We start from the raw sequence: 12,738 nt of genomic DNA, 5'->3' as shown, positions 1-12,738 counted from the left end.
CCCATGTCACTAAAGGACCGCTTCAGCGAAGAGTTGCGCTACCTGCGCGAGCTGGGGAACGACTTTGCCAAGGACAATCCACAGCTCGCCCGGCTGCTAGGCAAGGGAGGTAGCGACCCCGATGTGGAACGCCTGATGGAAGCCTTCGCGTTCCTGACGGCCAAGCTGCGGCTCAAGCTGGAAGACGACCTGCCAGAGCTGACCCACCCCATGCTGCAGTTGCTGTGGCCGAACTATCTGCGGCCCCTGCCCAGCGCGACGATCATCCAGTTCACGCCGCTCAAGCAGTCCCTCAGCCAGTCACAGCACATCCCCAAAGGTTCAAGACTGTTCTCGAGGCCAGTAGACAGTGTGGCCTGCGAATTTCGCACCTGTACTGCGGTGAATATCCATCCGTTCGAGATCAAGGCGGTGGGCGCAACCCAGACATTGGACAGTTCGGTGGTTCGCATCGACCTTCAAACATTGGTTGAGCGGCCATTGAACAGCCTGGGCTGCTCCAGCCTCGACTTCCACCTCAGCGGCGATAGCAGTAACGCCCGCACGCTGTACTTGTGGCTTTCCCAATACCTGAAGCAAGTCAGCGTGACCATCAACGGTGAGGTGCGCCGGCTACCGGCCAGCAGCGTCCTCTTCCCGGGGTTCAGCCCCGACGACGCCTTGTTGCCCTACCCGCAGAACGTCTTTGACGGCTATCGCATCCTGCAGGAGTACTTCGTCTTCCCCCAGCGGTTTCACTTCTTCAGCGTGACCGGGCTGGAAAAACTGTGGCCCGCTCATGCCAGCCAGCAGGTGAGCATGGCGTTTCACTTCACGCGTCAGCTACCTGACTCACTGCGTGTCGGCAAAGCAGACTTCAGCCTGCATTGCACACCGGCGGTCAACCTGTTCGCGCACAGCGCCGAACCGATCGACCTGTCCAACGAGGACGCCCAGGTCCAACTGAAGCCTAAAGGCTCAGAGCAGTTCGTTTACGAAATTTTCAGTGTCGACCACGTTATCAGTACCCGAGCGACGACAGATGGGAGTACCGGTGAGCACCTGCGAACCTTCCGCCCATTCGAGTCGTTTGCGCATGAAATCGAGCACGTGCAAGGGCGCACCGCGCTGTATTACCGCTACCAGCTCGAAGATTCGCTGCGCGGTGATGGCGTCACCCATCGCATCTCGTTCGTCCGCGCCGATGCCAACGCCTACATTGGCCAGCTGGAAACAGCGTCGATAGACCTGACCTGCACCAATCGGGACCTGCCGCTGGCGTTGGGCGTCAATGACATCAACGTGCTCACCGAGGTCACGCCGCCGCTCGCCGCCTATACCAACATCTGCGCGCCTACCCGCCCCTATCGCCCCGTACTGGACGGCCAGTTGCAGTGGGCATTGGTCTCCAACATGTCGCTCAACTACCTGTCGCTGCTCTCGGTAGAGCCGTTGAAAGCGGTCATCCGTACCTACGACTTCGCAGCCTTGCACGACATCCAGCAAGCACGCACCACCGCTAAACGCCTCGACGGCATTCGTGAAATTCACACCGAACCTATGGATTGGCTGATCAAGGGGCAACCCATCCGCGGCCTGCACACCCGGTTGAAGCTGGACCAGGCCGCCTTCCTCTGCGAAGGCGACTTGTACCTGTTCAGCTGCGTGCTCGCCCACTTCTTCGCGCTGTACGCGAGCATCAATTCCTTCCATCAACTGGAAGTGATCAACACCACCAACAACGAGCACTACACATGGCCAATCCAGACCGGCAAGCAACCGCTGATCTAGCCGACAGGCTGCTCGCCGACGCGCACCAGTACAACTTCTTCCAGTTGCTGGAGCGCTTGCACAGCTTGCACGGTGATGACCTGGAACCGCGCTGGCCAGACGAGGCCACCCGGCTGCGCGTGCGCCTGGCCAGCGATCCGCGGCTGACCTTCCCTGTGTCGGATGTATACAAAGCCGAACGCATGCCCGGTGAACAGCCGCGCTATCGCGTTTGCACCACCTTCATGGGCTTGCATGGCACGGACTCACCGTTGCCCACCTATTACCTGGAGCAGCTGGCTTATGAACATGCGCAGGGTATTGGCGTGCGGCCGGCCTTCTTCGACTTCTTCAACCATTATGTGCTCAGCCTGCTGCATCGCATCTGGCGCAAATACCGCTACTACATCCGTTTTCAGCCGGGTGCCAGCGATGAGTTCTCGCAGTACGTGTTCGCCCTGCTCGGGTTGAACAACAAGCAACTTCGAGGCGACACAGCGCTGCCCTGGAGCCGGCTGCTCAGCTTTGCCGGCGTCATCGCCAGCCGCAGCCGCGCGCCGGGCACCGTCGCCGGCATCATTGCCCATTGCTTCGATCTGAAGCGCGTGCATATCCGTGAATTCGAAACGCGCTCGGTGCCCACCACGGGCAAACAGCGGGTCAGCCTCGGGCGTAGCAATGGCGAGCTGGGCAGCAGCTTCATGGTCGGCAGCCGCACGCGCACCCGCAGCAGCAAGTTCACCCTGGTGATCAGTGAGCTAGACCAGGCCCAGTTGCGAGACCTGTTGCCCAGCGGCATCAACTTCGGCCGCGTGCGGGCATTGATCGACTTTCTGCTGCGTGATGGCCTGGCTTATGACCTGGAACTGCGGTTGAAGCAGAACGCGCTGTCACCTTTCTGCCTGCACCGTAGCCAAGGCGCCTATCTGGGCTGGACCAGTTTTGTCGATGACCGCCATGGCGAGATCAGCCCCGTCGTGCGCTTTCGGGGGCGCGCATGAGCACATTGATCTTGAGCATCTCCAACCTCGACCAGTTGCAGCACGGCGTCACTGCTCGGCATGCGTTCGATTGCAAGGGCGGCACCATCGGCAGCGAAGGCGCCCATTGGCTGATTGATGACCGTCACCATACCGTTGCAGCGATCCACTGCGAAATCCGTTGGATAGAGGGTGGCTTCTGCGTGATCGACCGCTGCCACCGCACCTACCTGAACGACAGCATCAACAGCCTGGGAGCGCTACCCCCCAGGCGCCTTCTGGAAGGCGACCAACTGCGTATTGGCGCTTATCGGCTGCACATTCAGTACGCGCTCACCCATGCGCAGTCGCTGGAGGACCTGTTCAGCCCTGCCCCGCGCGTGCTCGACCAACTGATAGCCGATGCTCCAACCCAGGCTTGGCAACCGAGGCATTCAGCCCCCCACGCAGCCGTCGAGATCTGCTCGGTGTTCGAGCCTGCCAGTGGCAATGACCCTCTGGCAGCACTGAATGCCGTGCCGGATGCGAGGGCGTCGGAAGACAACCTGCTGCAACGTTTGATTGCAGGAGAACGCCCATGACGCGTCATCCGTTGGTAATCGCCCTGCTGGTCGCAATGGTTGGGCTCTCCGCCTGCACGTCCTTGAGCAGAGTAAGGCAAGTGGTCATGGACCCTTCACTGCCCATTGGGCCGCCCAAGGATCATCCCACCGAGGTCGCGTTCAGCATTAATGCCAGCCCCACGCTGAATGGCAACCCGAACAGCATCGACCTGCCGACTGAACACGAGAGCGTCCTGGAGCCCAGCCCCTATGGGGTCAGCTTGAGCGCGGGCGACCCTTATGCACTGACAGAGAAAGTGGCGAGCCTGTTCGCGTTCTTGCAGGCGCAATTTCCAGCGATGTCCCCCGTCGAAATGGCCGAGGACGACGAAGCTGACCTGCAACGCTCCCCCTTGGAAGAGAGCACACCCGGCAGCTATGACGACCCAACGGTAGTCCTTACGTTGCCACGCACAACGGCCGTCGCCGCAGAACCTGTTGCGACCCCCATCGCCATCAAGATCCTGCAACTGCGCGACGACTCACTGCTGCGTAACAGCGTGTATCGACTGCTGGACGAAGACCCGGCCACGGCCCTGCGCAGCACCTATATCCGCGATGACGATTACCTGCTGCGCCCCGGCCAGTTCAAGTTCATCCCCTTCGCGCCCATCGAGCCCGAGACCCGTTTCGTCGCAGTCATCGGCGACTACCAAAACCAGGAAAACGCCACCTGGCAGCAGGTGCTGCGCATTCCCCCACGGGGCCGCCAGATCATCATTTCGGTGCTGGTCAACGACACACAGATCCTGCTCAAGGAGGAAGACTGATGACGCTTGCACACCTGTTGCCCCTCTCGCTTACCCACGCTGACATGGAGCCCTCATGAGTTCACGTAACCCCGTCCTGTGGCCCGAGGGCCTGTTCGTCAAGCCGCAACATTTTCAGCAGGCGGCCCGCGCCACGGAAGCGGCGCTGCACCAGCGCCTTGGCAGCCTCAGCGCAGCCTTTTATGGCTTCAGCGAACTGCAGTTGAACGATGAGTACCTGAGCCTGGGCAAGATCGCCATCACCCGGGCGCGGGGCATCATGCCGGACGGCACGGTGTTCGATATACCCGCAGACCTGCCGCCGCCGCCGCCGCTGGAAATCGATGATGATGGCGCCAAAGACAGTGAGGTGTACCTGTGCCTGCCGCTGCGCACCGAGGGCGGCCGCGAAGTGAGCTGGCCCGACAACACCGCCAACTTCCGTTACATCGCCCAGGCGCATGAGATCAAGGACACCCACACCGCCGACGGTGATTTGGCTCAGGTCGACCTCGCCATGCCCAACCTGCAGCTCAAACGCAAAGCCGAAGACAGCAGCGCCTACACCCGCCTGGCCCTGGCCCGTATTCTCGAGCGGCGCCCCGACGGCAGCCTGCAGCTGGATGAAGCGTTTTACCCCACCAGCGTATCGGTGCGCGCGGTGCCGGCGCTGCAGCGCTTTCTCGAAGAAATCTGCAATACCCTACGCGAACGGGCACGCAACCTCGCCACCCGCATTGGTGCATCGGGCCAGTCCGGGATCGCCGACATCCGCGACTTCAACCTCTTGCAAGCCATGAACCGCTGGTGGCCCTGCTTCCGCCACCTGGCCAGGCAAGCGCAGACGCACCCTGAGCAGCTCTACCTGTGCATGAGCCAGGCCTGTGGCGAGCTGCTGACCTTCACCGACGAGACCCGGCTGGCGCAGGAATACCCTGCGTATCACCACACCGCGCTGCACACCTCATTCAAACCGCTGCAAGAGACCTTGCGCCGGGCATTGAGCACAGTCCTGCAACCACGCGCCGTGTCGCTACCGTTGGAGTCCCTGGACTACGGCGTGATGACGACGACGCTGGAAGATCGCCGCCTGATCGACGAAGCCGACTTCATCCTCGCCGTGCGCGCCAATCTACCACCACAATCGCTGCGCCAGATGTTTGTGCAGAAAGCCAAGGTTACCTCGCTGGAGTCATTGAACGACCTGGTGCCACTGCAACTGCCCGGTATCCCCTTGAACCCCTTGCCCGTGGCACCTCGCGACCTGCCCTTCCATGCAGGTTTCAGCTACTTCGAACTGGACCGGCGAGACCCGGCCTGGACGTGCATGACAAAGGCCAATGGGTTCGGCATCCACATTGCGGGTGAATTCCCGGGGCTTGAATTGCAGTTCTGGGCGATCAGGGGCGAATGAGATGACAGAGAACAGTCAAGACAGTGTGGGTGAACATTTCGGCATGCCAGGCAAGGCGCCTATAGAGGGCAAGCGGTCTGCAGGGAACGCCGAGCCAGAGAAGGAACAGGCTGAGCCTACCTTCGAGGGTTATGCCGCTGATCCCGACTTCCAGCTACGGGGCGGCTACGCAAACCTGATGCTGGATGCTGCTGCCCCCCTGTTCGGCCTGGTCATGCGCCTGCGCACCCTCGATACATTGCCCAACATCAAGGACGTGCACGGGCAAGTCCGCAACCAGATCGCTAACATCCAGGAAGAAATGCGCCAGCACGGCTATGACCCCGCTCAGTTGCTGGCGTACTCGTATGGCCTGTGCCTTTACATTGATGAAGCCGTCATGGAAAGGCCCTGGGGCAAGAACAGCTGTTGGAGCCAGGAGCCACTGCTCAGCATCTTCCACCACGAAACCTGGGGAGGGGAGAAATTCTTCACCGTGCTTTCCCGCCTGATGCAAGAACCCCAGCGGTATCAGGACGTACTGGAGTTCATGTACTTCGCGCTGGCCCTAGGCCTGAAGGGCAAGTACGCCATCGCCCCGAAGGGCGAAGAAACACTCAATGCCTTGATTCACCAACTCCACGGGATCATCCGCGAGTTCCGCGGCCCTACGCCGGAAGACGTCTGCGACCCCTACACCCACGTGGCCCCGCGCAACTTTCGCATGAACCGGCAATGGCCGTGGTGGAGCCCTCTGCTGGCGTGCGCCTTTGCCATGGCGGTGGCCTATGGGATCTACAGCTACCGCCTGCACCTGGTCACCACCGAGGTACTGGAGTCGCTCAACGGCATTTTGCAGCAATAACCAACCGCCACACGGCGCCAATGAATTCAACGAATTAGCGGGGTTGCTGCCTCGCTGACAAGCCCATCGTTTCCGATGGCCACGCCACCTTGGGGTGCGCGTGTTTTATCCAAATGGACGCAGGAGAAACTGCCATGCCAACACCCGCTTACATCGCAATTGAAGGTACGTCTCAAGGCCTGATTACGAAAAACGCTTTCACACCTGACTCTGTAGGTAATGTTTATGTCGAAGGCCACGAGAACGAGATCCTCGCTCAGGAAATCAAGCATCAGGTAACCGTGCCGACTGACCCACAGAGCGGACAACCCTCTGGGCAACGTATTCACAAGCCCTTTGTGTTTACGTGCGCGCTGAACAAAGCAGTTCCTATGTTGTATCAGGCACTAGTAAGGGGTGAAGTACTACCTATGACCACTGTCCGGTGGTATCGAACATCGGTTGAAGGGAAGCAAGAGCATTTCTTCACAACAGAGCTAGTTGACGGAATCATTGTCGACATCAACAGCGTACTCCCCCATGCACAGAATAAAGTGAACGAAAATTATACACAGCTCATTGAGGTATCGATGACTTATCGCAAAATTACCTGGGAGCATAGAGTAGCCGGGACGTCGGCTATTGACGATTGGCGCAAACCCATAGAAACCGCCGTTTGATCTAGGCTCTGTACGAAAAGTTTCGGGCCAGTTATGCCTGAAGCATTGGCGCGCGGCCCCTTTGGTGCTCGCCTCGATATAGCGTCGTACAGACAAGGGGGCGCGCGCCTATATAACAAGACTCACTGGCCCGAAACAAATGTGGGAGCGGCCTTGCGCCGCGAAGCGCCGCGCGGGCGGCGCTCGATCTCACAGGCGCCAAAACCCTCAAGCCCCACACCCCGAAGACCACACCCAATCCCCCCTAATACCCCGTCATCTCCAGATACCCCCGCCCCCCCACACGCCCCTGCAAGCGCACCGGCCCTTCCCAATATGCAAACCGTGTCCACATCCAGGCACGCGGTTCCACGGCATCAGCCCGCACATCAACCCCATACTCCACCACCCGCACCCGCCAACGCGTCGGTACCGCCCTCCCGTCTTCCTGCCGATTCCAGGCCAACGCCTCCAACTGAATCTGATCCCCCCGCAGCGCCACCACCTCCCCCTGCGGGCTGACCCACGTCCCCGCCCGGTACGGCAATCCCCCGGTGTCGCGCACCTGGAACAGCATCAGCTTCGCACCACTGTCCAGGTGCAGTGAAAACCAGTCCCACCCCGTCTGCCCGGCAGCCAGCGGCTGGCTGCTCCATTCCCGGTCAAGCCAGGCCTGGCCGGTCACCGCAATGCACTGGCCATCACGCTCTACCTCACCACTGACCCGATAAAACGGCTGACTGTAGTAATACGAAGCTTGCCCCTTGCCCGACTTTTCGCTGTAGCCCTGGCTGCCATGCAACACCAGCGGCCTGTCACTGCGCAGGCTCAGGTCGTAGCGAAAGCCTTCACCAGCTGCCTTCATCTGCAACCCCGCGATACCCTCGTGCCCCTGCAATGACCAGTCATTGATCCAAGCCCGGAACGGCTCGGCCACCACGCCTGCCTGGCCGACACCGCCGCGCGCCAAGGTCTCGCCAGAACGATGCCCACCTGGCCCGGTCAGGGCCGCGTGCCCCATCCACAGGTTTGGGCTGTTCCAGTCGCGGGTCTCGGCCCCTGGGCGCAGCGCCGAACGGAACAGCGTCCACTGCGCCCCCCAGTCACGGCCCTGGCTATCCTTGAGGTTCGCGGTGACGTACCACCACTCGATGCGAAAACCATCGTGGGCCCCGTGATCACGCGGGAACACCAAGGGGTGATCACGCGTCACCTGGCTGAACCCGCTAACCTGCTGCCCCAGCCCAGCAAAGCTCTCGGGCGCAGGCTCATCACACCCGCACAGCAACAGGCACAACAGCACAGACGCGCTACGTTTCATCGGCAAACTGCCTCAACAAATCGCTTGGCTGGCGCCGCGCCAGTTGCCACAACGGCCAGGCGCTGGCCAGCAGGCTGGTCAGGATGCCCAGCACGGCCAGTTGCATCAGTTGCGCAGGGAAGACATACAGCGGCAATCGCCAGCCGAACGCCTGCACGTTCACCACCGCCACCAGGCACCACGCCAGCAAAACCCCTACCGGGATCGCCAGCAGCACGGTGAGGCTGCTCAGCATCAGCGTCTGGCCCAAGCTCAGCCAGACCAGTTGCCTGCGGCGCACCCCCAGCGCCCAAAGCGGCGCCAGCTGGCCCAAGCGGCTCTGGCCCAGGGTCAGCAGGTTGATGAACATGGCCACGCCAGCAACACCCAGCGTGAGGCTGTTGAGGGCAGCGGTGGCGGCGAAGGTGCGGTTGAACACGTCAGTCGACCAACCCTTCAAGCGCGACTGCTCGACCACGCGGCTGTCGTCCAGGGCAAAACGCTGCTGCAGCGCGGCCTTGAGGGCCGGCACGTTCGCGGGGGCGCTATCCAGGCTCAGGCCGGTCAGCGTTGCCTGCGGCCAGTGCTTGCGCAGCCAGTCGGCATTGACCAGCACATGCCCCTTGGGGTTGCCGTAATCGGCATACACCCCCACCACCGTCATGGGCGGCGCGCCATCGGTTGCCAGTGCCAGGGTATCGCCCACGCCCAGGCCGAGGCGGCGGGCCAACTGCTCGCTGAGCATTACTCCCTTGCCCTGTGCCAATTGCTGCCAGGCCTGCGCGTGCTGCTCCAGCAAGGGCCAGCGGCTGCGGTAGGCCGGGTGGTCGACAACCCCCTGCACCTGCACCGGCCAACCCTGCAGGCGCGTTTCCACACGCCAGCCTGGCAGTACCACCTTGGCCGCAGGTTGCTGCTGGAGCCATTGGTACATCTGCTCACCTTGCGCAGTATCCCGGGGCGTCACGTAGAGATCGGCGGCCAAGCGCAGGTCAAGCCAGCCAACAAAGGTCTTGCGAAAGCCCTCGGTCATGCTGCCCACGCCGACACTGGCGGCCAGCGCAAGCAGCAAGGCCATCAACGCCAGGCTCAACGCGGGCAACTGTTGGCGGCTATCGGCGATGAACCACTGCGACAGGGGCCGACGGCGCCCGCGCGCGGCCCAGGCCAATACACCGTCTAGCAAGGCTGGCAACACCAGTGCCGAAGCCAGCAGCAGTGCCGCCACCGTGACAAATGCACTGACCAGGCCCTGGCCCAGTTGCCAACCGCCCAGCATCACCAGCAGCAAAAACACCGCCAGCCAGCGCTGGCGCCTCAACCAACGGCCTTGTGCCAGCCGCCAGGCCTGGGGTTGCGCAAGCGCCAGCAACGGCAGGCGGGCGGCCTGCAGCACACTGCCGACCCCGGCCAGCAGCGCCCCCAGCACACTCACCAGCACCCCCGCCAACCACCACCACGCTGGCAGGTGCAACGCTGCGCCAACTTGGGCGCCATACAGGCCACGCAAGCTGGCTGCGAAGTCCGGCAGCAGCAGCGCCGCCAGCCCATAGCCGCTGGCCACCCCGGCCAGACCGCCCAGCACGGCGAACAGCCCCAGCTCCAAGGCCAACCCAAACAACAGGCTGTGCAAGCTGACGCCACAGGCACGCAGGCTTCTGATCAGGTTGCGGCGTTGCTCCAGTGCCAGGCCAATGGCGGCATGCGCGATAAACAGCCCGACCACGAACGCCAACAGGCCGAGGGCCGTCAGGTTCAGGTGAAAGCTTTCGGTCAGCCGCTGCAAGCCACCGTCGTCACTGGGGGGTTGCAGTTCGAGCTGCGCGGCAATATCTGCAGGCAGTGGCTCGACAGGCCCCGTCAGCAACAGCCGCGACAGCCGCCCAGGCGCCTGCAGCAAGGCTTGGGCATGGCCGATGTCGACCACGATCACGCCTGGCGCCAGCTCCGGCTTGAGCACAAAAGGCGGCAGCACCTGCCCCTCACTGCTCACGGCCTGGTCGGTAACGGCCTTGCCCAACTGGCGCAAGGTATCCGGCCCTACCCAGGCTTGCCCCGGCGTACCGATAAAGGCCTGCAGATCGAAGTCTGCCGCCCGCACACCGGCAACGGCGGTGGTCGATGGCAGGCTCAGCGGCTCGATGCCCACCAGCCGAACACTCACGGGCTGCTCCCCGGCAAACCGCAACCGCCCTTCCAGCACCGGGGCAACCGGCCAGCCCAACTGGCGCAATTGCAGGTACAGCGCCTGATCGAACCGCTCCCCCTCACGCGGCACCAACTGCGCTTGCAGCGGCCCCGCCAACACCGCACTGGCGCGCGTATAGTCGCTGCGCGCCTGGGTGTTGAGCGCCTGGACACCGGTCCATAGCGCAGTGGCCAGCCACAAACCGGTAAAAATGCTGAAGCACTGCACGCGATGACGCTGCCAATGGCTCAACAGCGCCCGCAAGGTGAGCATCAGCGGGTTCATGGGCCGTGCTCGTCGCGCACACGGCCAGCTTGCAAGTAGCAGCAATGCGCCAACCGCGCTGCCAGGCGCTGGCTGTGGGTCACCATCAAGACACTGCTGCCGGCCTCGGCCACCAGTTGCAGGAACAGGCCCAGCACCTCGTCGCTGCTGGCTTCGTCCAGGCTGCCGGTGGGCTCGTCGGCCAGCACCCATGCGGGGCGAGCCGCCAGGGCGCGGCCGATGGCAACCCGCTGCTGCTGGCCGCCGGACAACTGCTCGGGGTAACGCGTCAACAGCTCGGCCAGGCCCAGACGCGCAGCCAGGTACCCCAGCCAAGGCCGATCATGCCGGCCGGCAAGCCGTGCCTGAAAAGCAAGGTTCGCCCCCACATCCAGGCTGCTGATCAGGTTGTACTGCTGAAACACCAGGCCGATGCCTTCGCGTCGCCAGCGCGCCAGGGACGATTCCGAGCGGCTATCGAGCGGTTCACCGTCAATCAGGATGCGCCCACTGTCGGCACGGTCCAGCCCGGCAATCAGGTGCAGCAACGTGCTCTTGCCACTGCCGGACTCCCCCATCAGCGCCACGCTGCTGCCGCGCGCCAGGCACAGGTCGATGCCCTGCAGCACCGGCAGCGGGCCTTGGGGCGTGATGAACGACTTGTGCAGTTGCTCGACCACCAGCATCGGGAGTGTTCCTCGTGGCGCCACCTCGCAAGCGGTGGCTGAGTGCCCCCTTAGGAATAGCACAGCCAGGCACTACAACAGCCAGGCAACGAGCTAATGGATCCATAAAAAACAAGCCAAGCCCATCAAGGTTCGATAATCGCCCAAAAGACGGCGAATTACGGACTTATTAATTTGACCAAACCATCAGGCGCCCTGTTTAATGGATCCATTAAATAAAAACAATCGCTACTCCGGAGAGCCTCATGTACCCGAGAAACACTTGGTATGTCGCCTGCACCCCTGACGAAATCGCCGACAAGCCGTTGGGCCGGCAAATCTGCGGGGAAAAGATCGTGTTCTACAGAGGCCACGAGAACCGGGTGGCGGCGGTGGAAGATTTTTGCCCGCACCGCGGCGCGCCACTGTCGTTGGGCTATGTCGAAAACGGCAACCTGGTGTGTGGCTACCACGGTTTGGTAATGGGCTGCGACGGCAAGACTGTCGAGATGCCAGGCCAACGGGTCAGGGGCTTCCCCTGCAACAAGACTTTCGCCGTGGTCGAGCGCTATGGCTTCATCTGGGTCTGGCCGGGCGACCAGGCACAGGCAGACCCAAGCCTGATCCCCCATCTGGAATGGGCGGTAAACGATGACTGGGCCTATGGCGGCGGGTTGTTCCACATCGGCTGCGACTACCGCCTGATGATCGACAACCTCATGGACCTGACCCATGAAACCTACGTGCACGCCTCCAGCATCGGCCAGAAGGAAATCGATGAAGCACCGCCCGTGACCACCGTCACCGGCGATGAAGTGGTGACTGCACGGCACATGGAAAACATCATGGCACCGCCGTTCTGGCGCATGGCCCTGCGCGGCAACGGGCTGGCCGACGATGTACCGGTGGACCGCTGGCAGATCTGCCGCTTCACCCCGCCCAGCCATGTGCTGATCGAAGTCGGCGTGGCCCACGCGGGCAAAGGTGGCTATCACGCCGACGCGCAGCACAAGGCATCCAGCATCGTGGTCGACTTCATCACCCCCGAAACCGACACCTCGATCTGGTACTTCTGGGGCATGGCCCGCAACTTCGCTGCGCAGGACCAAGCGCTGACTGCAAACATCCGCGAGGGCCAGGGCAAGATCTTCAGTGAAGACCTGGAAATGCTCGAACGCCAGCAGCAGAACCTGCTCGCCTACCCCCAGCGCAACCTGCTCAAGCTCAACATCGATGCCGGTGGCGTGCAGTCGCGCAAGATCCTCGAGCGCCTGATCGCCAACGAGCGCATGCCCCAAGCCGAACTGATCGCGACCAGCGCAAGCCCAGCCTGACGAGGAACGGA

General features: G+C 62.4%; 11 protein-coding genes. 8 read left to right on the top strand and 3 right to left on the bottom strand.

All coding sequences use genetic code 11. The features are described from left to right. Positions 1-3: 3 nt before the first annotated feature. The 7 genes from tssF (at position 4) to LJX93_RS10400 (ending at position 6,997) form a co-directional block, all read left to right on the top strand. Entirely contained in the window at positions 4-1,770 is a 1,767-nt protein-coding gene (gene tssF / locus LJX93_RS10430; RefSeq protein WP_227697146.1) for a type VI secretion system baseplate subunit TssF, read from the top strand. Then, positions 1,734-2,750: a type VI secretion system baseplate subunit TssG gene (gene tssG, locus LJX93_RS10425; protein WP_227697145.1), complete on the top strand. Its 1,017-nt coding sequence runs from the start codon at positions 1,734-1,736 to the stop codon at positions 2,748-2,750. Before tssF ends, tssG begins: the two co-directional genes overlap by 37 nt. Then, the gene (locus tag LJX93_RS10420) at positions 2,747-3,310 is read left to right on the top strand and encodes an FHA domain-containing protein (protein ID WP_227697144.1); all 564 of its coding nucleotides are present in this window, start codon (positions 2,747-2,749) and stop codon (positions 3,308-3,310) included. Before tssG ends, LJX93_RS10420 begins: the two co-directional genes overlap by 4 nt. Beyond that, positions 3,307-4,101: a type VI secretion system lipoprotein TssJ gene (tssJ, locus tag LJX93_RS10415; RefSeq protein ID WP_227697143.1), complete on the top strand. Its 795-nt coding sequence runs from the start codon at positions 3,307-3,309 to the stop codon at positions 4,099-4,101. Before LJX93_RS10420 ends, tssJ begins: the two co-directional genes overlap by 4 nt. Positions 4,102-4,156: 55 nt before the next feature. Further along, a complete protein-coding gene (tssK, locus tag LJX93_RS10410) occupies positions 4,157-5,494 on the top strand; it encodes a type VI secretion system baseplate subunit TssK (protein WP_227697142.1) in 1,338 nt (445 codons plus the stop codon). Position 5,495: 1 nt separating this feature from the next. After that, complete coding sequence (gene icmH / locus LJX93_RS10405) at positions 5,496-6,338, top strand: type IVB secretion system protein IcmH/DotU (protein WP_414004134.1); 843 nt, start codon at positions 5,496-5,498, stop codon at positions 6,336-6,338. Positions 6,339-6,472: 134 nt separating this feature from the next. Then, positions 6,473-6,997 (top strand): Hcp family type VI secretion system effector, encoded by a 525-nt coding sequence (locus LJX93_RS10400; RefSeq protein WP_227697141.1) that lies wholly within the window; start codon positions 6,473-6,475, stop codon positions 6,995-6,997. Positions 6,998-7,241: 244 nt separating this feature from the next. Here the strand turns inward: LJX93_RS10400 and LJX93_RS10395 are convergent, their stop codons facing one another. The 3 genes from LJX93_RS10395 to LJX93_RS10385 are packed head-to-tail and all read right to left on the bottom strand — an operon-like array spanning position 7,242 to position 11,414. After that, positions 7,242-8,297, bottom strand: coding sequence for a lipocalin-like domain-containing protein (locus LJX93_RS10395; RefSeq protein WP_227697140.1), 1,056 nt, complete (start codon positions 8,295-8,297; stop codon positions 7,242-7,244). Further along, positions 8,287-10,749 (bottom strand): ABC transporter permease, encoded by a 2,463-nt coding sequence (locus LJX93_RS10390; protein ID WP_227697139.1) that lies wholly within the window; start codon positions 10,747-10,749, stop codon positions 8,287-8,289. Before LJX93_RS10390 ends, LJX93_RS10395 begins: the two co-directional genes overlap by 11 nt. Next, positions 10,746-11,414 carry an ABC transporter ATP-binding protein gene (locus tag LJX93_RS10385; RefSeq protein WP_227697138.1) on the bottom strand — a complete coding sequence of 223 codons (669 nt, stop codon included), beginning with the start codon at positions 11,412-11,414 and terminating at the stop codon, positions 10,746-10,748. The genes LJX93_RS10390 and LJX93_RS10385 overlap by 4 nt, the downstream gene beginning before the upstream one ends. A gap of 245 nt (positions 11,415-11,659) precedes the next feature. On the opposite strand from LJX93_RS10385, the gene LJX93_RS10380 reads away from it, so the two are divergent. Beyond that, positions 11,660-12,727, top strand: coding sequence for an aromatic ring-hydroxylating oxygenase subunit alpha (locus tag LJX93_RS10380; RefSeq protein ID WP_033697176.1), 1,068 nt, complete (start codon positions 11,660-11,662; stop codon positions 12,725-12,727). The last annotated feature ends 11 nt before the right edge of the window (positions 12,728-12,738 follow it).

This window comes from Pseudomonas sp. HN2-3 (assembly GCF_020691745.1).
Taxonomy (GTDB): domain Bacteria; phylum Pseudomonadota; class Gammaproteobacteria; order Pseudomonadales; family Pseudomonadaceae; genus Aquipseudomonas; species Aquipseudomonas capeferrum.
This window is presented reverse-complemented; position numbering and strand designations above follow the sequence as displayed.

What these genes read in the sequence shown, in the direction of transcription:
- LJX93_RS10400 (WP_227697141.1), top strand. Translation starts at nt 6,473, where the DNA reads ATGCCAACACCCGCTTACATCGCAATTGAAGGTACGTCTCAAGGCCTG.
- LJX93_RS10395 (WP_227697140.1), bottom strand. Translation starts at nt 8,297, where the DNA reads ATGAAACGTAGCGCGTCTGTGCTGTTGTGCCTGTTGCTGTGCGGGTGT.
- LJX93_RS10380 (WP_033697176.1), top strand. Translation starts at nt 11,660, where the DNA reads ATGTACCCGAGAAACACTTGGTATGTCGCCTGCACCCCTGACGAAATC.
- tssJ (WP_227697143.1), top strand. Translation starts at nt 3,307, where the DNA reads ATGACGCGTCATCCGTTGGTAATCGCCCTGCTGGTCGCAATGGTTGGG.
- LJX93_RS10420 (WP_227697144.1), top strand. Translation starts at nt 2,747, where the DNA reads ATGAGCACATTGATCTTGAGCATCTCCAACCTCGACCAGTTGCAGCAC.
- LJX93_RS10390 (WP_227697139.1), bottom strand. Translation starts at nt 10,749, where the DNA reads ATGAACCCGCTGATGCTCACCTTGCGGGCGCTGTTGAGCCATTGGCAG.
- icmH (WP_414004134.1), top strand. Translation starts at nt 5,496, where the DNA reads ATGACAGAGAACAGTCAAGACAGTGTGGGTGAACATTTCGGCATGCCA.
- tssF (WP_227697146.1), top strand. Translation starts at nt 4, where the DNA reads ATGTCACTAAAGGACCGCTTCAGCGAAGAGTTGCGCTACCTGCGCGAG.
- LJX93_RS10385 (WP_227697138.1), bottom strand. Translation starts at nt 11,414, where the DNA reads ATGCTGGTGGTCGAGCAACTGCACAAGTCGTTCATCACGCCCCAAGGC.
- tssG (WP_227697145.1), top strand. Translation starts at nt 1,734, where the DNA reads ATGGCCAATCCAGACCGGCAAGCAACCGCTGATCTAGCCGACAGGCTG.
- tssK (WP_227697142.1), top strand. Translation starts at nt 4,157, where the DNA reads ATGAGTTCACGTAACCCCGTCCTGTGGCCCGAGGGCCTGTTCGTCAAG.